The following is a 20454-nucleotide window of genomic DNA, read 5'->3' on the forward strand; positions in this document are numbered from 1 at the left end:
TGTTTTCCTCCCACATAGATAAGGTCTTTATTTTCAGAACCGGGCGACCCGTGAACCCGAAACCTCTTATGAGCGACGCATCAACGACCGCTGGACCAGCATGGCAATGATGATGATCGCACCCTGTATGGCGCCGATCAGATATTCGCTGATGAAGTTCGAAAGCAGCATGATGTTGCCGACAAGTTCGAGAATGAATGCACCGCAAATTGTGCCCCACACTCGGCCAGCGCCGCCCTTGAGCGCAGTGCCACCGACCACGACGGCTGTGATGGCCTGCAATTCCCACATCATACCCGTCGTTGCCGACGTAGAGCCCAGTCTCGGCACGTAGAGAAGGACGGCGATGGCGACGCAAAGTCCCTGGATGACGAAGGCAACCGTACGGACGCGATTGACCGTAACACCGGAGTATTTTGCCACGTCACGGTTGGACCCGACGGCCGTAACATGACGTCCGTACCGGGTGCGGTAGAGAACAAAGGCGGCAATCGCCGTCACGATCAGTATGGCGAGGATCGGCAGCGGCATTCCCAGAAACGATCCGAAATAAACCGGACGATACATGGCCTGTAGCTGAGGATCCCGCAGCGTAATAGCGCCGCCCTGCGACAGCCATGTCGTCAACCCTCGATACACACCCATGGTGCCCAGCGTTGCGATGAAGGGTTCTATCTTTCCGACTGTCGTGATCAAGCCGTTGGCAAGTCCGCAAAGAGCGCCGGCCACCAGCGCAAAGACCACAGCCAACACCAGCATCAAGGCGGGGTCCGCCACGACGCTGGAATTCATCAGCAAGATCATGAGGCTCGCAACAAAGGCCACCATGGAACCGACCGACAGATCAAGATCTCCCGCGGAAATCACGAATGTCGCGCCCACAGCGATAATGGCGATGAACGCGCTCCGGGTAGCGACATTCGTGAGATTATTAATGCTGATGAAATTCGGATTGACCATTGCTCCAAAGATCAGCAGCAGGGCCAGAGCGACAAAGGGTGCGACGGCACGCAGGTCTATATCGCGCAGGGATCGCCCTGCCTTTTTCTCTTTGCTGTCTTCACTTACGCTCATACCCAAAACAGATCTCCCACCCTGTCATATCGGCCATCTGACCGCCCGCTATGCTGCAGTCTTCGTTTTTAGGCCTGCTGCATAACGCATGATTTCCCGTTCGTTGATTTCGTCACCCTCCAGAATGCCGACAAGGCGCCCTTCGCGCATGACAGCAACCCGGGTGCAAAGCCCGATGACCTCCTGCATTTCGGACGACACCACGATGACCGAGTGGCCATCGCGTGCCAGAGCCGAAATGAAATGGTAGATTTGCTGTTTCGTCCCCACGTCAATGCCACGCGTGGGTTCATCGATGATGATGATTTTGGGTTCAGTTTCCATGACTTTGGCAAGCAGCAATTTCTGCTGATTTCCACCTGACATGCGTCCAACAACGACGCTTCCATCTCGCACGCGGATATCGAAACGCCGACGCGCTCTGTCGAGTGATCTGGCTTCGCTGGACGCGCTGAGATAGCCGAACTTGCCATGCCGTTCCAGGGATTGGAGGGTAAGGTTGAGGCCCATGCCAGCACCCAAAAGAAGGCCTTTGGATTTACGGTCTTTCGTCATGTAGGCAAGGCCGGCAGAAATCGAGGCATGCAGGTCATGGGACGGTAACGAATGCCCATTGGCATGCACCTCACCGGCTGCGCGATTGCGCAGCCCGACAATGGCTTCTGCAAGCTCGGTACGACCAGAACCGATCAGGCCAGAAAAACCGATGATCTCACCTTTGCGCAAGTCGAAACTCACATCCTTGACATAGCGGGTCGATAGGCCGCCGACCTTAAGAACAATCGCTTCGTCGACATCGGGCTCGCGTTTGGCCGGATAAAGGCTCGACAGCTCTCTTCCGACCATCAACTGCGCAATGGCCTCGCCATCCAGCGAGGATGTCGGCGCAGTTTTCACCCAATGACCATCCCGAAGGACAGTCACACGGTCGGTCAGTTCCATCACCTCGTCCAACTTATGCGATACGAAGACGAAGCTCGTACCCTTGTCGCGCAATTTGCGAACCTGCTGGAACAGGTAGCTTGTCTCGTCACGCGACAAGACGGCTGTTGGTTCATCCATGAACACGATACGGGCGTCGCGGCTGATAGCCTTGGCAATTTCCACCATTTGCTTTTCAGCAATCGATAATGTGCCAATCAGCGCGTTTTCATCCACAGTACAACCGAGTTCATCCAGGACACACCGCGTTTCCGCGCGCATGGCCTTGCGGTCGAGAATCCCGAAGCGTGTGACTTCCCGCCCTAAAAACAGACTTTCAGCGACAGTGAGATGTTCGGCAAGATTGAACTCCTGGTGAATGATGACGATACCAAGAGACTCAGCCGTCCCGTTTGGCGGCAGCATCACAGGTTTGCCATCGAGAAGAATTTCACCTGAACTTGGCTGCTCGAAACCGGAGAGAACTTTGACGAGCGTCGACTTGCCCGCGCCGTTCTCACCCATAAGCGCGTGGATTTCACCTCGCTTCAGCTCAAAATTGACGCTGAAGAGCACCTGCACACCATTGAATGATTTAGAGATTCGACGTGCCGATAGCACGGTGTCTCCGCTCTCTGCGGTGGTCATCTCCATGGCACCCCTCCCCAGGTAGCTCCATCTCCAAATGCTCATGTAAACCTTTACACTCATCATGTAAAGGTTTACATCAGGCTGATCGCACGGATTTAATGGATCAAGTTTGACGGATCAAATGCTACGTGTAGTGTCCGGTCGCGCACATATCCGAGGCCCTCATTGTCGATTCCCTCATCTGCCACGATAGAAGACGTTGCCCGAATTGCGGAGGTTTCCATCGCAACTGTGTCGCGCGCCATTCACATGCCTGAAAAGGTAGCGAACTCGACTCGCCTTAAGGTCAACCAGGCAATTGCGGTGACAGGTTACACCACCAACGCGATGGCCCGCAGCCTCAGGCTGGGCCGGTCCAATATGATTCTGGTGGTCGCACCGGATATTGGCGATCCTAATTTTTCCAACATTCTGGTTGGACTTGAAAACGAAGCGCGCGCGCATGGCTACGGCATTCTCATCGGCCACACGCAAAACGACGCGCAGCGCGGTCTGGAATATCTGAAATTCCTCAATTCGAACCAGGCGGCAGGGCTCATTCTTTTCACGGGCATCTTGCCGTTCGGTCATCAGGCGATGACAGCGCGACTACCGCCAAGCGTGGGCGTCTTCGAGCCGATCTACAATGGCGGTATTCCGTATGTTGGCGTTCACGACATGGCCGGGGCGCGCAAGATTGCCGACATGCTAATCGCCGAGGGTCATCAGCGCATCGCTTTCATCGGCGATTCCAGAACCCGTCTTGCCTATAGCAGACGACGCGCCGGATTTGATGAGGGCATGAAGGGAGCAGGTCTGACCGTGGTGACGGATCTTGTCATCGAGGGAGATGGCACACTGGAAAGCGGGCGACTTGCCGTCGAGCAACTGTTTATGCGCGACAATCTCCCAACCGCTTTTATGTGCGTCAACGATCAAACCGCAATTGGCGTGATGATCGGACTGGCAGCGCGAGGATATGATATTCCACGCGATTTTTCGGTGACCGGCTTCGATGACATTCCACAGGCGGCGTTTATGTCGCCAGCGCTGACGACCATTCGCCAGCCCAGAACATCCATCGGCAAACATGCGATGGCACTACTTTTGGATCTCTTGGAAGGACGCCAGCCGAGCGAGCCCGAGATATTATTGAGCCCGGACCTTATCGTGCGAAATTCGGTCGGCGGGCCTGCGCGGCAGTTATAGAACGCTACGCTGAACCACTTCAGGTTTATGGGACTTCAGTAGGTCTCGCGACGAACAGGTTCATCCTGCTGCGAGGCAGACCAGAGCTCGGCTTGGACGGCACCCTGAAAATCCATGATTTCCTGGCGCATGGCAAGCTCGTCATATCCAAGGCCGGTCAAGTGAGCGGCGAGAGTCCTGCACTCGCTCCGCCAGAAGAGATTTGCCTCTTCTCCGTTCAGTTGCTCAAGCATCTGAACACAGCGCTTGATGTCTACGACGCGATTTTTAGCGGGAAACGCAATTACTTCAGAACGCTCTGTCACACGCACACCTTACTGCTTCGGGAATCAACATCCTATGTTTACCTGCCGCATGGTTAACGAAGTCTACAGACGCTGGATTATCGTCCTGCAGGTCTCGTGTTTTGTGAGGTTGATCGGGCCAAGAGGCCTGATGAAGCGGAACACGGATCCCATGTGGTTTCACTTTCAACCGTCAATTCAACGGCTTTTATTGAAACACCGCACTTCGCATGAGAAGGGATCAAAAATTTGCGCAAATTTTACCATTAAAGATCACCAAAACTTCATTCTGCGCGTTTTAAGAGAAGTATAAGGATATTGAACCGGATTGGGTTCCGTAATATACTGCGTTCAAAAGAAACCAATAAAAAAGCATACCTCAATAGTGAGAGAATGCTTTACGGAGGAGAGAAACATGTACGCGCCGCGCGTTTTCATCAGTATGATGTGTGCTTTGCTGGCGTTTGCAGTTGCGACCTATGTTATCTATGGGTCTTTTTACACGGCTTTCATCCAAACCGTACTCGGCCTCGTCATTATACAGGTCGGCTACTTTGCTGGCATAGTGTTTCTTGTTGCGAAAGAAAAACAGCGTCTGCGCGAAGCCTCTGGTTTTCAGAAAGATGCGCCAATTCTGCCCGAAACGACAATCGTTGACACGATTGCGGCAGTTGCACCACATCGCGCTAAATTAAGCGACTTCTGAGACCTGATCCCTACTCCATTCCTTTTCGCAATTGCGAAATAACGCCCGTCTGTCCATATCTCTGACATTTTCTACGTTGAGAAAACAGCAACGTAACAATGCAGGGAAACGGCATGGCTCCGGGCTTACAATCCATTTGTGTAATCATTGCTGCGAAAAACGCTTCTGACACGATCAGAACTGCAATCGTATCGGCATTGTCGGAGCCCGAAGTTGCGGAAGTCGTCGTTATCGATGACGGTTCGACGGACGCAACGAGCGCTGTGGCGCAGGCGTGTGACGACGGAACAGGACGGCTGAAAGTCGAGCGTTTCGACACGAATCGCGGGCCATCTGCCGCACGCAATCACGCAATCTCCCTATCGACATCGCCACTTATCAGCATTCTCGATGCCGATGACTTTTTCTTCGAAGGCCGCTTCGCAGCTATGCTCTCGACCGATGATTGGGACCTCGTTGCCGACAATATCGCGTTCATCCAGCAATCGGTCGCGAGCGCATCCTCACTACGTCCCGCTCGATTTTCTCCCGAAGAGCATTTTCTCGAACTAGCGGAGTTCATCGAAGGCAATATTTCCAAACGGGGTGTGGAACGCGGCGAAACAGGATTTTTGAAGCCGGTCATTCGTCGCGCTTTTTTGGAAAAACATGGATTAAGGTACGATGAAGCTTTGCGACTGGGCGAGGATTATGAGCTCTATGTTCGCGCTCTCGCTTGCGGCGCGCGTTACAAGGTCATTCGCAATTGCGGCTACGGCGCCATCGTCAGGGGAGACTCCCTGAGTGGCAGCCATCGTACGGACGATCTGAAACAGCTCTTCGAGGCCGACCAGAGGATTCTGGCAGCCTATCCGCTCAAGGAAGAGGAAAAACGCGTTCTTCTTGAACACGAGCGCCACATTCGCGAAAAATTCGAGCTGCGCGATTTCCTCGATGCCAAATCAAAGGGCGGAATGGGTGCAGCGCTGTCCCATGCGCTCAACCGCCTCCCTGCAGTACCAGCGATCGTCCAGGGCATCGTGCGCGATAAAACCGCACGTTTCCAAAAGAATCCTCAGCATACCGCAGACATCAGATATCTTCTACGGGCAACGCCGCTCAATTCTTGAAACCGAGCGGCGTTTTATCTCAGAAGTAGTCTTTTTTGATTGTTTCCAACACAGCCTGAAAACGCTGTTTGCGCTCCTCGAGCTGGCCGTCCGGGCTAAGGCGCGGTTCGGCACGGCTTGCCTGCCACAGAGCGAGCGTGGATGGCGCTGCAAGAACCTGCTTCGCCAGTTTGCGTATAGAACGCTGTTCCTCCTGCGGACGAACGAGAACGTCACCCTCATGGGCGGGCGCTTTCAATGCGGATGCCGATGTCTGTTCGACAATCGCCGGTGGAGGTGGCGGCGGGAAACTCATTCCCCAGAACTTGGAGCCCTTCTTCGCCGCTTCGGCGCGTGTCGAAACCGGGATGTAACGCGGCTCATATTTTACCCCGACACTGCCAGCCCAATCGCTCCACTTGAAGCTGTTGATGGAGGTGGAGGTGCTGACCGCAACCCATGGCACACGGAAGGCATCGGCCAGAATTGCGCCATGCATGGATTCGGCCACGATGAATTCCGATTGGGCGATATGCCTGATGACTGCCTTGGCCTCTCCACGGGGGTCGAGATAGGTCAGTCCTGCGGGCTCGCAAACAGTGTCCCACATGCCGAACTCCGCCGACTCCCAATGCGGGACGAATGTCTTCTTGTGGATTTTGGGCAAGTTCTGGAAATCCGGCATCTCGGTGACCATGACGGCTGGATCGACAATCCCCATCTCAGGCGGAAGGCCAAGCTTGCCTGCAGTCATCTCTCCACGAACGCAACGTATGTCCCAAAGATCGCGGTTCGAAATATCCGGCACGGCGCCATAACCGTAACCACTTCCGACAATCAGCTTGCGCTGCGTTGGCGGAAAGAGGACATCGTTCAGGACAGTTCCGACGCCGACAAGCAACACGTCCGGATGAACGTCCCGCAAACCAGGCAGCAGAAAATCCCAAAGCCATAGATTAAGGTCATCGCCGAAATTGCCGTGATGCGATTCCCAATGATAAGGTCTCATGGACTACTCCTGAATAAAATATGAGTGGCAAGTCGCTTATTTCGGGCGAGCCAGTTTGCCAGTTCCCAACTCGAATGCAGCACGCAAGATCGCCGGATCACGCATCATCCATTTGAACAGAAGGCCCAATTCCGGTACCTTGCGCTGTTTCAGCTTTCCTGCCTGGCTCCACAACGCCTGCTTGCGGGCCGTGTTCTTGTAGGATGCGATGGACGCAACATCGGCTGGACGCTTGGCAAAGCGGCTCTGCAATGTGTCGAGCGCCACCCAGGTGTTGAATTGCTGGCGCAGAAATTCCGGCGAGGTGTTGTCGATGCTATGGAAAATGTTGACGCCCATGCCACGCATGGCACCGGCATCGTCACACAACAGGGAACGCTTGGATGCGAGAATGCAATCGCAGAAAAACAGGACGTCTTCTGCCGCAAGGCGCAGAACAGGGTCGAACCGTATCTTCTCGAACAGCGGCCGACCTATGACCATGCACGACAGGTGCAGGAAGCTCCAGTTGCGCAACATGACGGTGGCGAGATCCGGTAATTCGATGATTTTGGGTGACTCCGACAAGCGCTTTGCACCTTCGTCATTCTCCAGTTCCGCAATAGCGAAGTGATAATAGAACTCGTCACTCGCCTGCATCGACGCCCAGTAGCACTCGCCGCCAAACGTATCGAGGCTGAAAGCGGCATTCTTCAAGTGGTCTGGTGTCCACATATCGTCCGAATCGAGAAAAGCGACGTAGGTGGTTTGTGCAGGCACGTTGTCGAGGCCTGTGTTGCGCGCGCCACCTGGACCAGCATTTGCCTGCTTGACAAGCTTGATGCGCGCCTGTTGGTCTGCGCTGAGTTCGGCGATCTCCTTCTCAATCGGATAGGGCGATTCATCATCGACGATGACGAGATCGAAATCCTGAAGGGTCTGGGAAAAAACCGAGGCCAATGCACGGCCAAGGATGCCATGCTGTTTTTGATAATAAGGAATAACGACTGTAAATTTCGCCATTGTTTCGCCCCTTGTGTTGATCAAGAAGTGTCGGGCCCGATAAGAAGAGCGGCCCCGATGAGTGGCTAACCCCCTGCCAGCCCCCACTGGCCTCCGAATTTATAGGATGCACGCATGCCCCCTGCTCCGAGCGTCAAGACGATTACCGCAAATGTCGGTTGGAGCATATTGTCAAAAACAGGCACATTCGGGCTTAAGTTTGTCACAGTGCCAATTCTTGCCCGATTGTTGACGCCTGAAGAGTTCGGCGTCGTTGCAGTCGGGCTGACCGTTGTCCAGTTTCTCACAATGATTGCCGGCGCGGGGCTGACGTCAGCGCTGATCGTGGAGAAGGAAGAGGATATGGACACGATCCATACCGTCTTCTGGGCCAATCTGGCGATTTCCTGCACCATGGCCGCCATTCTTTACTTCGGCGCGGAGTTTTTCGGCGGTCTGCTGGGTGCGGTCGAAAGCGCCTATCTGCTGCGCATCATGGCCTTTCTGATTCCCTTGCAGCTGGCGGGCGACGTTGCCTATTCGCTTCTGGCGAGGCGCATGAATTTCAGCAAGGACGCCATCTGGAGCATGACGTCCGAAAGTGCCGCTGCCATACTTGCCGTCATCCTTGCCTTTTCCGGCTTCGGCGTGTGGGCGCTGGTCATACAGCTTTTCGCCGCGGCCCTGATTCGGCTTGTCGGCCTTTATGCCGTATCGCGCTACAAGCCCGCCTTCATCATGAAGCCAAAGCGTCTCATTCCTCTCCTGGGTTTCAGCTCTGGGTTAATGGGGTCAGAGATCGCCAATTTCGTCACTTTTCAATCGCCGATGGTTATCATTGCCCGCTATCTCGGCCTTGCGGATGCAGGTGCATACTCGGCATCCAATCGTTTCGCCAGCATTCCGAACCAGGTGGTCCTGTCTGCCGTCATGGGTGTTCTGTTTCCCGCGTTCAGCCTCATGATGGATGACAAAAATCGTCGTCGTGAAGCGCTGATGTTCAGCACGCAGGTGCTAACCGTGTTGTTGGCACCCATGATGTTCGGGCTCTGGGCTATTGCCGAGCCTGCAATGTTGGTAATTTTTGGCCCGAACTGGGCCTACGCCTGGCCGGTGCTGGGGCTTCTAGCCTTGTCGAAAGCCATTTTGACGCCGTGCAGTACATTTATTCCTTATCTCAAAGGTGCAGGATACGGTCGTGTTCTGTTTTGGTCAGCAACGATCCGCGCTATCGTCACCACCGTTGCCGTCTGGCTGGCTGCTCGTTATGGGACGCTGATCGACGCGATGGTTTGGCTGTGCATTGTCAATGCTGTGACACTCGTTGCCTACTCCTGGGCGGTGTTCCGGGCAAGTGAAACGCCGCTTCTTCGGGGCATGTATGTCAGCAGCAGACCGATGATTACCGCATTCGTTATGGCGCTCTGCGTGCGATATGTCCTGCACATATTCGAAACGAGCCTGCCGCACGCCTATATGCAGGTTCTGGTGGGAGCCGCCGTTGGCGGCGTTGTATATGCTGTTCTGATCCTGCTGACGGAACGTGTCCTGCTTCGAAAGATTGTTGGTCTTGTGCGTGACCGGAAAACGAAGCAGGCAGCGGTGTAACCTGCTTAAACATAGCAGTCTGACGGCCACAAAGCAGCCTGCTTTCAACGAGTCACATCCGATTAGTGCGATGAAAGCAGCTCTGTTTTTGCATCGCAATAATTTTAGATGCCTTAAATTTCATCATCCTCCTCAAAGGAACAAAACGCGTGTTTTTAATTTTATTAATTAAAATCAATATTTTAACTATTTTCCTAAAATAAAGAGCTGGCGACTACGCAGATTCACCTGTGATATTTCGGCGGAACTTATGCCGCGCCGCCACATTTTGTCCGTAACTAAAACCGAGACTGCGTTTTCGGGCATACGTTCGTTATGATTGAAATGCGGTTGAGGGAGACACCGCGCAAAAAGGGTAACTGACGTGACTTTTGATCAGAACCTATCCTCCCGTATCAATTTGATGCGCATAGTCTTGATATCTGGAATCGTGTTCGTACACGTACCGCACGATCCTGATACCAGCCCGTTCCTGGGTGTTTATGGCTTTTTCGACTGGATACGTGTGTTTTTGGGTGACGCACTGTTCCGGATCGGCGTCCCCTGTCTCAGCGCGATATCTGGCTATCTGCTTTTCAGGCGTGGTTTGGCGGACTTCGACTATCCGGCGACGATCAAGTCCAAAACACGAACCGTGTTGCTACCGTTCATATTGTGGAACGGGCTCCTGTTTTTAGGCGTCCTCCTGATGCAGCGCTTCGGCGTTGGTGTTGGATATTTCCCGGATTTGTGGAATGCGACCGCACGCGAAATCATGAACCATGGCGCAGCTATCGAAGAGTTTCCTCTCAACGTTCCCCTGTATTTCCTGCGTGACCTCTTTGTCTGCATTCTTCTGTCCCCGGTCCTTGCATTTCTGGTTCACCGTTTTCCCTGGCCGACGCTTGCAGTTCTGCTCATACTAACGGCACTGCCGGATCTCCCACTTTGGATCGTTCAGAAAAAATCGATTCTCTTCAGCTTTTCGCTCGGTATCGCGCTCGCACTTCACAAAGTCGACTTGAAAACGCTCGATCCCTACGCCGGCAGAATAACGCTCGCCATCATGGTTGCAGCAACGCTGTTGGCGACAGGATTGTATTTCACAGGACCGGGATTTACCTTTGAATTGAACCTGCTGCGAAACCTGCTTGCGGTTTCCGGCGCGATCGGTCTGTGGGCATTTTCCTCGATCATGATTGAAAGCCGGGCCGGGCGACGCCTTTCACAGACCGGCAGCCTCAGCTTCTGGATTTTCTGCGCTCACTATCCGCTTCTCGTGATCATGTGGATGATCTGGAACAAGGGCGGTCCAGACTTCTATCCTGCCTTCTATATCGGTGCCGTATTGTTGTCATTCGCCATCCTTATAGTGACGAACGCTCAGGTTCGATCCAAGCTTCCGTCGGTTTACGCCGTGTTGACGGGAAGCCGCAGTAGCAAGCCGAAAAGCCAGACACCTCTGACATCGACTGCGTCGGCGCTATCACATCCAACATCGGCAGACACAGCCTACTCGCAACGACATAGGTGACACCATGACCGCTTCTTTCATATTTTCTCAATCGCGCCTGATCACGGCAGCGATGCTCGCCTTGAGCCTCGGAGCACCCGCCGCAATGGCGCAGGAAGACAACGGCAAGTCATTTGTCGAAAAATTTGACAGCATGGATCGCTCCTTCTGGTACGTCTCCGACGGCTGGAACAATGGTCCACACCAAAATTGCACCTGGTCTAAAAAGCTCGTGAAATTCGAAGATGGGCAGTTGCAGCTCGGCTATCAGGAAGGCAAGGCAGGTGACCGCAACTACTCGTGCGGCGAAATCCAGACCAAGGGTCGCTACCGTTACGGTACATATGAGGCGCGTATCAAAACGGCACCCGGATCCGGTTTGAACTCGGCGTTCTTTACCTATATCGGCCCGACCGACAAGAAACCCCATGACGAAATCGATATGGAGGTTCTCGGCAAGAACAGCTCTGAGGTCCAGTTGAACCAGTATGTATCTGCCAAGGGTGGCAACGAAAAACTTGTCGATGTCGAGGGTGGAGCGGACAAGGCTTTCAACGACTACGCCTTTGTTTGGGAGCCTGAGCGCTTGCGTTATTACGTCAATGGCAAAATGGTACACGAAGTAACGGATGTGTCCACAATTCCACAAAATCCGCAGAAGATTTTCTTCAGCCTTTGGGGCACGGACACGTTGAAAAGCTGGATGGGCAAGTTTGCCTACACAGGCCCGACCGTCATGAGCGTCGAACAGATGGCGTTTACGGCACTCGGCGACGAATGCCAATTTCCTGAATCCGTTGCCTGCGTGTCAAACTAACGCGACAACGCATAGGTAGATTGTCTCGACCACCTTTTTTCAGGACGCATTTTATGACGCATATTCTCTATCTCGCTCACGACCTAGCCGACCCGGCCATCCGCCGGCGGGTTATGACGCTGCAAGCGGGTGGAGCAAAGGTCAGCCTCGCAGGATTTACGCGCGGTGAAAACAGGCTCGCGACTGTCGACGGCGTCACGCCCATCATATTGGGCGAGACTGCCGATGGGCAGTTTGTCCAGCGCATCCTGTCTGTTGTAAAATCAAGTTTTTCCCTCAAACACCTTCTGAAAAACGTGACGAGGCCTGACGTCATCATAGCACGTAATCTTGAGATGCTGGCATTATCACGCCGCGTATCAAGCATTTATGGGCGTGACGTACCTGTGGTCTACGAGTGCCTCGATATCCACCGTCTGCTTCTGAACGAAGGCCCAGCCGGGACGCTCGTGAACGCCGCGCAACGCTATTTCGCCAAAGACGCCAAGCTGCTGATCACCAGTTCACCGGCGTTTGTGAGCCAGTATTTTGCACCACGCTCAGGCTTGGCCTTGCCAGTACTGTTGCAGGAAAACAAGGTTCTCGTTCTTGACGCAAACCAAGCGCAGATCGCCCCCCAGCCCCGCGCCCCAAAAGCCGGTGAGCCCTGGAGAATCGGTTGGTTTGGCGCACTGCGTTGCCGAAAGTCGCTCGAAATTCTCGGAAATTTTGCGAAGCGGATGGATGGCAAGGTTGAAATCGTATTGCGCGGTCGCCCGGCCTACTCCGAGTTCGACGATTTTGACGGTTACGTTGCCAATGCGCCGCATGTGACTTTTCGAGGGCCATACAAGAACCCCGAAGATTTGGCCTCGATCTATGATGACGTGCATTTCACGTGGGCGATAGATTTCTTCGAAGAAGGTCAAAACTCAAGCTGGTTGCTGCCAAACAGGCTCTATGAAGGCTGTCTGTATGGCACTCTTCCCATTGCAGTGGCGGGAACAGAAACAGCTCGTTTTCTGGAGACCAGAAACATCGGGCATGTTCTTCCAATTGCCAACACTGAGACCCTTGAGGCACTTTTCCAGCAGATGGATGAGCCGACCTATCTCGAATCGTTTAAAAACCTTGCATCCATCGATCGTGACCACTGGGTGACGGATAATCAGGACTGCATTCAACTCGTTCATAAACTTGCGTCATTGGCAGCGCCGCACAATGGCCGCTCCGTTGCAGCAAAACTATCAACCGCTTGACGGGGTCAGCCATGAAGTTGCAAACCATTCCAGACGTAAAAACTTTGATCGTCATTCCGTGCCTCAATGAGGCACGGACGATCGATGACCTCCTCCTGAAATTCTCCAGCACGCTGAACAATCTCCAAGACCGCATCATCGTGGCAGACGGCGGAAGCACGGATGGAACACGCGACATCGTCGCCAAGTTTTCCATGCAGGATCCCAGGATCATTCTTCTCGCCAATCCAAAGCGCATTCAGAGTGCGGGGATAAATCTGGCCGTCGAGATGTTCAGCGAGGGATATGATTATCTCATTCGCATCGATGCGCATGGCGATTATCCCGATGACTATTGCCATCGCCTGCTGGAGGATGCCGTTCAAACAAACGCTGATTCGGTCGTCGTCGCAATGGATACGGTGGGGCATGGGACGTTCCAGAAGGCCACCGCCATCGCCCAGAACTCCAAACTTGGCAATGGAGGATCGAAGCACCGCGAGGGGGCGAAGGGCCACTGGATCGACCACGGCCATCACGCACTGATGCGGATTTCCGCATTCAAGACTGTCGGCGGCTATGACGAGAGCTTTAGTCACAATGAAGATGCCGAGCTGGATTTCAGGCTTCGCAAGGCCGGTTTCCGCATCTGGATGACAGACAAGACGCGTATGACCTATTATCCCCGCGCGGATGTGCGGCCTCTGTTCAAGCAATACATGGCATATGGTCGCGGACGCGCGAAGAACCTCTTGAAGCATCGTTCCTTGCCAAAAATTCGCCAGATGATTCCACTGGCCGTCATGCCGATTGCGCTCTTGGCTGTGCTGGGTATTTTTTATTGGATTGCTCTCTTGCCCCTGTGCCTTTGGATCGCCGCGTGCCTCGGTTACGGGCTTTGGATGGCCGTCGCTCAGAAAAACCCATATGGTCCTCTGGCGGCCTTCGCCGCGATGGTCATGCATTTTGCATGGTCAACAGGCTTCTGGCTTGAACTGGCTGGGTCTTTTGGCACTCCGGCGCCGATGACAGGAAAGGCGATCTCATGAGCAGCACGTCACTTGCTTCGGCTTCACAACCGGTCAAAGTCGATATTGGCATCTGCACCTACCGCCGCCCGGCGGTGGTCGCCACGTTGAAGTCCCTGTTCGATCTCAGCGTTCCACACAACGTCACAGTTCGCCTCATCGTGGCCGATAATGACGCAGAGCCTAGTGCGGAAGCGTCAATCGACCGGTTGCGCGAAACCTCGCCCTTTGAGATTACCTACGTTCATTGCCCGAAATCAAACATCTCGATTGCCCGCAACGCGTGCCTCTCCACCAGCGATGGCGACTATCTGGCCTTCATCGACGATGATGAAACCGCACCTGCAGAATGGCTCGTCGAGCTTCTCAAAACCGCGGATGAGACGGGTGCCGAAACGGTCTTGGGACCTGTGACAGCAATTTACAAACCAACCGTTCCGGACTGGATGCGCAGAGGTGATTTCCATTCGACCCGGCCAGTCTGGGTCAACGGCCAGATCATCACCGGCTACACCTGCAACACACTGTTGCGTATGAAGGCACCCTCACTCAGCGGTCGACGTTTTGCCTTATCGCTCGGCCAGAGTGGAGGAGAAGACACGCACTTCTTCTCACATATGCATGCGGATGGCGGACGTATCGCCTTTGCAGAAAAGGCACTGCTTTCAGAGCCCGTGCCCGACACCCGCGCCAGCTTCATGTGGCTCGCAAAACGCCGCTTTCGCTCCGGACAGACGCACGGTCGGTTGCTCGCGGAGAAAAAGCCGGGGATTTCCCGCGTTGCGCAAGGTCTGATTGCCGGGGCAAAGATCATTGCATGTGCTGCCATGGCGGCAATAGGCGCGTTCGATCCTGTGCGGAGGAACAAGCAATTGCTTCGTGTGGCGCTTCACATGGGATCTCTCAGTGGTGCCTTCGGTGTGCGTGAGATACGCCAGTACGGCGCCGTGGAGGCAACATGATGGAGGCGCTGGCACAGCCCGATGTTACCTTTATCATAGCAGCATATAATTCAGCTGAAACCATCGTTCCCGCTATCGAGAGCGCTTTGGCTCAGGAAGACATCTCGCTGGAAGTCATCGTCGTAGACGACAAGTCATCCGACGCGACGCGCGAAATCGTCGGCGCTCTAAGGCATAAAAACCCACGCGTGCGACTGATTGCGCTGGAGCACAATCTCGGTCCAGGCGGGGCGCGGAACGCTGGGATCGATGCTGCCAATGGTCGATGGATCGCCGTGCTGGATTCCGACGACGCGATTGAGCCAAAGCGCGCGGCGCGAATGATTGCCCGTGCAGAAAACGCAAATGCCGTTATGGCAGTTGATAATCTCGATGTCGTTTACACAGATGGACGTCCAAAGGAGACGATGTTTCCCGAGGCGCTTCTGGAGGCGCGTCGCGTCTTGACGCTCGAAGACTTCATTGCCTCGAATGTATTGTTCCGCTCGACTTTCAATTTCGGCTACATGAAGCCGATGTTCAGTCGTGATTTTCTGAATACGCATCAGCTACGGTTTCACCCCACACTGCGGATCGGAGAGGATTACCTGCTCCTGGCATCCGCCCTCGCCGTCGGTGGTCTCTGCGTCATCGAACCACAGCCGGGCTATGTCTACAACATCCGGGAAGGCTCCATTTCCCGCGTGCTTGAGCTTCGTCATGTGGAGGCTATGATCGCCGCCGACGAAGAGTTCCTGGCCCATTATACGCTGCTGCCAGCAGCAAAAAACGCACAGAACCAACGAAGCCGAAGCCTGATCGAGGCGCGTCATTTTCTGATGCTGGTATCGAGCATCAAGAAGCGCTCGGTCGGCGGCATCCTGAAAATTGCGCTGCGCGATCCGGTTGCACTGCGGCATCTTCGCATGCCGATCGAATTGCGATTGAGGAAACTCCGCGAATCCCTTTTTACTTCAACGATTGATCGGGACGTGAAGCGGCAGGCATCCTGATGCTTGGCACGACCCGCTCGTAAAGTATTGTCCAAGGAGCATGCTGTGGACCTGAACAGGACCGTCAGAAAAGCTGTTATTCCCGTCGCGGGAAATGGAACGCGATTCCTGCCTGCTACAAAGGCCATGCCGAAGGAAATGCTGACAATTGTTGACAGGCCCGTCGTACAATATGCCGTCGACGAAGCGATGCAGGCTGGAATCGAACACATTATCTTCGTCACCAGCCGCAACAAAACGGCGATCGAGGATTATTTCGACAGCGCCCCCGAACTTGTGAACACTCTGACGCGGGCCGGAAAGACAACGCAGGTTCTGCAACTGGAAAAAATGTTACCGCTTGCCGGAACCGTCAGCTACACGCGCCAGCAGATACCACTCGGTCTGGGGCACGCCGTTTGGTGCGCTCGAGAACTTGTCGGAAAGGAGCCTTTTGCCCTGCTGCTGCCCGATATGGTGTCTTATGGAGCCCGCGGTTGCATCTCGGGACTGATGGAGCTGTATGAAGAAGTCGGCGGAAACATTCTGGGCGTGGAAGAATGTAAGGCTGAGGAAACATCGGCCTATGGCATTGTCGGCGTCGGCCCGACGGTAAATCACGGATTTCGCGTCACGGAAATGGTGGAAAAGCCTGAACCTTCCCAAGCGCCATCCCATTTTTACCTCAATGGTCGGTATATTTTGCAGCCGGAAATTTTTGATACTCTCGCCAAACAGGAGCGCGGCGCAGGCAACGAGATACAGTTGACGGATGGTATGAGGCGCCTTGCCGAAACACAGCCGTTTCATGCCCAGAAATTTATCGGGCGAACATTCGATTGTGGTAGTAAACAGGGGTTTATCGCGGCAAACGTTGCCTTCTCGCTAATGCGCTCTGACATGGAAGCCCAAGTCCTGGCTTCTATCAAGGAACTTGTCTTAAACCACGAAAGCCGCGTCAAAGCTGCCTGATATTCAATAATCCGATGCAGGGAGGGCAGAGAAAATCTGGCTTCCCGCTCGCAATTTAAACCACAAGGTGGGTCCATGCACCACAAGACCTTTAGATCGAACATGAATTTCCAGGAACCATCGAAGGATGCCGATACATTCATAGACCTCGACCGTCTCTGGGCGGCCGTCGTACGCCGCGCGAATATCATCGGTGCCTGTGTCATTGTCTCCATGGTTCTGGCTGGACTTTATCTCGTGTTCGCGACGCCGGTTTACACAGCGATGACGCAAGTCCTGCTGGACGATAGCCTGTCGCGCTATGCCGAAGAAGAGGATCCTGTTCCGGCGGCTCAGGTCATCGACAACCGCATCGCCAGCGCCGTCGAAATTCTGAAGTCGAAGGAAATGGCCTTGACGGTCGTCGACAAGGCCAAGCTCGACCAGAATGAGGCGATCGTCAATCCGCCGATGTCGCCCATGGATCTAGTCAAGTCTTCCATCAAAGGGGTCGCTGATCTGCTGACGCCAAATTCGCCTCCGGCATCTGAAGCGGCGATCCGCAATGGCCGTCGCGAAAAGGCGGCTGCGATCATTCAGCAAGCACTGACGGTTGAACGCGTTGGTCGAAGCTCAGTCATCGCCATATCCATTCTCTCGACTGACCGGCAGTTGGCGACCCAGATCGCCAAGACCTACGCTGAATCCTATCTGACCGAACAGTTGAACGCGAATTTCGATGCAACAGAACGGGCGTCTGTTTGGCTGCAAGAGCGACTGACAGACCTTAACCAGCGCTCTCAAGCTGCATCCCTTGCCGTTGAAAAATACAAGGCCGCCAACAACATCGTATCGTCGCGTGGTGAGTTGATGTCGGAAAGCCAGCTTTCTGACTTGAACGGACAACTGATTGCCGCCCAGGCGGATGCCGCAACTGCGTCGGCTCGTTACAATCAGTACAAGTCGATCACTGATCAAGGACCCGACAACGCGGTCAACAACGCGATCGTATCCGCGCGCGATACCGACAACTCGGTCATCCAGGATCTGCGCAAACGCTACATCGCCATCACGGACCGTGAGCGCGGCGTTGTCCAGCAATTTGGCAAGGATCACCCGCAGGCGATAGCGCTGGCGAGTGAAAGAGGCGACCTCTCCCGCCAGATTTATCAAGAACTTCAGCAGCTCACCGGCAGCTTCAAGAACGATTTCGATGTCACGGAGTCGCGCGTGCAGTCCTTGCGTGAGAACATTGACCGTGTCGCTGGTCGAAATTCGGAAGCCAATATGACGCTTGTCAAGCTTCGAGAGCTTGAGCAGCAGGCAGCGGCGCTGAAGACGCTTTATGAATCGTATCTTGGCCGCTTTGAAGAGGCGTCTCAGAAGCAGTCGTTCCCGATTGCCAAAGCTCGTATCATCTCCGATGCGGGACTACCAACGTCCCCGTCCAGCCCCAAAAAGACGATGACCATGGCGCTTTCCATCGTGCTGGGTCTGATGCTCGGTGGTGGTGTCGCTGCAATTCTGGAATTCCGGGACAGATACTTTCATACCGGAAACGATGTGCGCGACAATCTGCGTATGCGCTTCCTTGGTTACCTGCCATTTATCGGCGAAAGGGGCGTCGACGTCACGAAGCCAGAAACGGGTGCGGCGACGCCTGATGTCCCCGATAGCGACATTGAAGAGAACGGACAGGTCTCGTTCCAGAAAATGCTGCGTCTCGCCGTGGATAGCCCCCGATCCAGCTTCACCGAGACCCTGCGCAATGTGAAACTGACCGCAGATGTTGTCATTCAGGAGAAACAGTGCCGTGTGATCGGCGTCATCTCCTGCTTGCCGAACGAAGGGAAGTCCGTCGTTGCGCTTAACCTGGCTGGCCTCATCGCCACGACCGGCAAACGCACGCTGGTCGTCGACGCCGATATCCGCAATCCCGGTCTCAGCCGCATGTTGACTACCCGCCAATCGGCCGGTCTCGTGGAAGTCGTGCTGGATGAGGTGCCGTGGACGAAGGCTGTGAAGGTCGATAGCCGTACGAAAATGGGTATTTTGCCCGTTTCAACCAGCAACCAGTTCGCGCATTCCAGCGAGTTGCTGGCATCTTCGGGCATGCGCAAGTTCATGGAATCCGCGCGGGAAGCCTGTGACTACATCATCGTTGACCTTGCCCCGGTGGTTCCCGTCATCGATGCCAAGGCCTTTGCGTCGCAGGTGGATGGCTTCGTATTCGTGACCGAGTGGGGCAAGACGCCTATCCAGATGGTGCAGAACCTGATGAGCCACGAGCCGGAGATTGCCAACAAGACACTTGGTATCGTGCTGAACAAAACCGACATGACCGAGTTGCAGCGTTATGCCGGCCCCGGCGGTTCCGAGCATTATCACGAGAAGTTCTCGGCTTACTACGGCGATGCAAAGAAGCCGGTAACCGAACCGGCCTAAATCCAGAACAAAATGCCCGCCTCATGCGGGCATTTTTTTGAACCGAGCGCTGGATTTCACGCTCGGTTTTCCGCATTGATGTCGCACGTAAATCTGCGCAGGATATTTTCAACCATGGCTTCCCCTATCGCATTCGTTTCCCGCACGACAGAAGCCAATGAGGCCGAGTGGATCAAAACCCTGTCCGCAGCATTGCCGGACGAGACGATCCTTTCCATCAAAACGCTGACGGATGAGCAAAAGTCACAGGTAGACGTCGCTATCGTGGCAAATCCTGATCCAGCAGATATTGCTCAACTGACTGGATTGAAATGGATCCACAGTCTGTGGGCAGGCGTGGAGCGCCTTGTCGCAGAGCTCGGTACGGCATCGCCGCCGATCGTTCGTCTAACGGACCCGGAACTGTCTCGGGTGATGGCCGAAGCGGTGCTCGCATGGACCTATTATCTCCAACGCGATATGCCTGCCTACCGACAGAACCAGCTCAATTCAGTCTGGCGGGAATTGGATTACCGACATCCCAAAGACATGACCATCGGCATATTGGGGCTCGGTGCTCTGGGCGCTGCGGCAGCCGCAAGATTACGTCAAGCGGGGTTCAACACTGCAGGCTGGAGCCGGTCATCCAAAACACTCGACGGTGTCGAGACGTTTTGCGGTGACGAAGGTCTCACAACACTGTTGAAAAAAAGCGACATTCTTGTCTGCCTTGTTCCACTGACGGCCGACACTCGGGGCCTATTGAATAGGAACAGCCTCGGTATCATGAAAAAAAATGCTGCTATCATCAACTTCGCGCGCGGTGCGGTCATCGTTGCAGATGATCTGCTAGCCGCTCTTGATACAGGTCATCTCTCGCACGCGGTTCTGGATGTGTTCGAGGAGGAACCACTTTCGGCTCAGTCGCCGTTCTGGTCACATCCGAAAGTCACCGTTCTGCCGCATATTTCGGCGCCTACGAACCGGCAGACATCTGCCACTATTGTTGCCGCAAACATCGAAAACTGGCGCCGGACGGGTGTGCTTCCACCGACAGTGGGTATGGCTCGCGGCTACTAACA

At 54.5% G+C, this 20454-nt stretch carries 18 protein-coding genes; 13 read left to right on the plus strand and 5 right to left on the minus strand.

Annotated features, from left to right (window positions below; all coding sequences use genetic code 11):
- Window positions 1-66: 66 nt before the first annotated feature.
- Both RMR21_RS15315 and RMR21_RS15320 read right to left on the minus strand, forming a co-directional pair.
- Entirely contained in the window at window positions 67-1074 is a 1008-nt protein-coding gene (locus tag RMR21_RS15315; protein ID WP_498670332.1) for an ABC transporter permease, read from the minus strand.
- Window positions 1075-1122: 48 nt separating this feature from the next.
- Window positions 1123-2649, minus strand: coding sequence for a sugar ABC transporter ATP-binding protein (locus RMR21_RS15320; RefSeq protein ID WP_498670333.1), 1527 nt, complete (start codon window positions 2647-2649; stop codon window positions 1123-1125).
- A 162-nt stretch (window positions 2650-2811) separates the two neighbouring features.
- Here RMR21_RS15320 and RMR21_RS15325 point away from each other — a divergent pair, with 162 nt between their 5' ends.
- Complete coding sequence (locus tag RMR21_RS15325; protein WP_498670334.1) at window positions 2812-3834, plus strand: LacI family DNA-binding transcriptional regulator; 1023 nt, start codon at window positions 2812-2814, stop codon at window positions 3832-3834.
- A 35-nt stretch (window positions 3835-3869) separates the two neighbouring features.
- On the opposite strand, the gene RMR21_RS15330 is transcribed toward RMR21_RS15325, so the two are convergent.
- A complete protein-coding gene (locus RMR21_RS15330; protein ID WP_498670335.1) occupies window positions 3870-4139 on the minus strand; it encodes a DUF6074 family protein in 270 nt (89 codons plus the stop codon).
- Window positions 4140-4533: 394 nt separating this feature from the next.
- Here RMR21_RS15330 and RMR21_RS15335 point away from each other — a divergent pair, with 394 nt between their 5' ends.
- Together RMR21_RS15335 and RMR21_RS15340 are read left to right on the plus strand one after the other, a co-directional pair.
- Complete coding sequence (locus RMR21_RS15335) at window positions 4534-4824, plus strand: exopolysaccharide production repressor protein (protein ID WP_498670336.1); 291 nt, start codon at window positions 4534-4536, stop codon at window positions 4822-4824.
- A gap of 113 nt (window positions 4825-4937) precedes the next feature.
- Complete coding sequence (locus tag RMR21_RS15340; RefSeq protein WP_498670337.1) at window positions 4938-5933, plus strand: glycosyltransferase family 2 protein; 996 nt, start codon at window positions 4938-4940, stop codon at window positions 5931-5933.
- 19 nt (window positions 5934-5952) lie between these two features.
- On the opposite strand, the gene RMR21_RS15345 is transcribed toward RMR21_RS15340, so the two are convergent.
- Window positions 5953-6921, minus strand: a complete 969-nt coding sequence (locus tag RMR21_RS15345; protein WP_498670338.1) for a polysaccharide pyruvyl transferase family protein — start codon at window positions 6919-6921, stop codon at window positions 5953-5955.
- A 36-nt stretch (window positions 6922-6957) separates the two neighbouring features.
- Complete coding sequence (locus RMR21_RS15350; RefSeq protein ID WP_498670339.1) at window positions 6958-7923, minus strand: glycosyltransferase family 2 protein; 966 nt, start codon at window positions 7921-7923, stop codon at window positions 6958-6960.
- A 114-nt stretch (window positions 7924-8037) separates the two neighbouring features.
- On the opposite strand from RMR21_RS15350, the gene RMR21_RS15355 reads away from it, so the two are divergent.
- The 10 genes from RMR21_RS15355 (at window position 8038) to RMR21_RS15400 (ending at window position 20452) form a co-directional block, all read left to right on the plus strand.
- On the plus strand, window positions 8038-9510 hold the full coding sequence (locus RMR21_RS15355) for a lipopolysaccharide biosynthesis protein (RefSeq protein ID WP_498670340.1): 1473 nt from the start codon (window positions 8038-8040) through the stop codon (window positions 9508-9510).
- A gap of 364 nt (window positions 9511-9874) precedes the next feature.
- Window positions 9875-11023, plus strand: coding sequence for an acyltransferase family protein (locus RMR21_RS15360; protein WP_498670341.1), 1149 nt, complete (start codon window positions 9875-9877; stop codon window positions 11021-11023).
- Between the two features lie 4 nt (window positions 11024-11027).
- The gene (gene exoK, locus RMR21_RS15365; protein WP_498670342.1) at window positions 11028-11819 is read left to right on the plus strand and encodes an endo-1,3-1,4-beta-glycanase ExoK; all 792 of its coding nucleotides are present in this window, start codon (window positions 11028-11030) and stop codon (window positions 11817-11819) included.
- A gap of 53 nt (window positions 11820-11872) precedes the next feature.
- Window positions 11873-13057, plus strand: a complete 1185-nt coding sequence (locus tag RMR21_RS15370; RefSeq protein WP_498670343.1) for a glycosyltransferase family protein — start codon at window positions 11873-11875, stop codon at window positions 13055-13057.
- 11 nt (window positions 13058-13068) lie between these two features.
- Window positions 13069-14085 carry a glycosyltransferase family 2 protein gene (locus RMR21_RS15375; RefSeq protein WP_498670344.1) on the plus strand — a complete coding sequence of 339 codons (1017 nt, stop codon included), beginning with the start codon at window positions 13069-13071 and terminating at the stop codon, window positions 14083-14085.
- Window positions 14082-15026, plus strand: a complete 945-nt coding sequence (locus tag RMR21_RS15380; protein ID WP_498670345.1) for a glycosyltransferase family 2 protein — start codon at window positions 14082-14084, stop codon at window positions 15024-15026. The genes RMR21_RS15375 and RMR21_RS15380 overlap by 4 nt, the downstream gene beginning before the upstream one ends.
- On the plus strand, window positions 15026-16018 hold the full coding sequence (locus tag RMR21_RS15385; RefSeq protein WP_498671717.1) for a glycosyltransferase family 2 protein: 993 nt from the start codon (window positions 15026-15028) through the stop codon (window positions 16016-16018). Before RMR21_RS15380 ends, RMR21_RS15385 begins: the two co-directional genes overlap by 1 nt.
- Before the next feature lie 45 nt (window positions 16019-16063).
- Window positions 16064-16969, plus strand: a complete 906-nt coding sequence (locus RMR21_RS15390; RefSeq protein ID WP_498670346.1) for a UTP--glucose-1-phosphate uridylyltransferase — start codon at window positions 16064-16066, stop codon at window positions 16967-16969.
- A gap of 75 nt (window positions 16970-17044) precedes the next feature.
- On the plus strand, window positions 17045-19393 hold the full coding sequence (locus RMR21_RS15395; protein WP_498670347.1) for a polysaccharide biosynthesis tyrosine autokinase: 2349 nt from the start codon (window positions 17045-17047) through the stop codon (window positions 19391-19393).
- 114 nt (window positions 19394-19507) lie between these two features.
- Window positions 19508-20452 (plus strand): 2-hydroxyacid dehydrogenase, encoded by a 945-nt coding sequence (locus RMR21_RS15400; RefSeq protein ID WP_498670348.1) that lies wholly within the window; start codon window positions 19508-19510, stop codon window positions 20450-20452.
- Window positions 20453-20454 lie beyond the last annotated feature (2 nt).

The sequence above is a fragment of the Agrobacterium sp. rho-8.1 genome (assembly GCF_033957725.1).
Lineage (GTDB): Bacteria > Pseudomonadota > Alphaproteobacteria > Rhizobiales > Rhizobiaceae > Agrobacterium.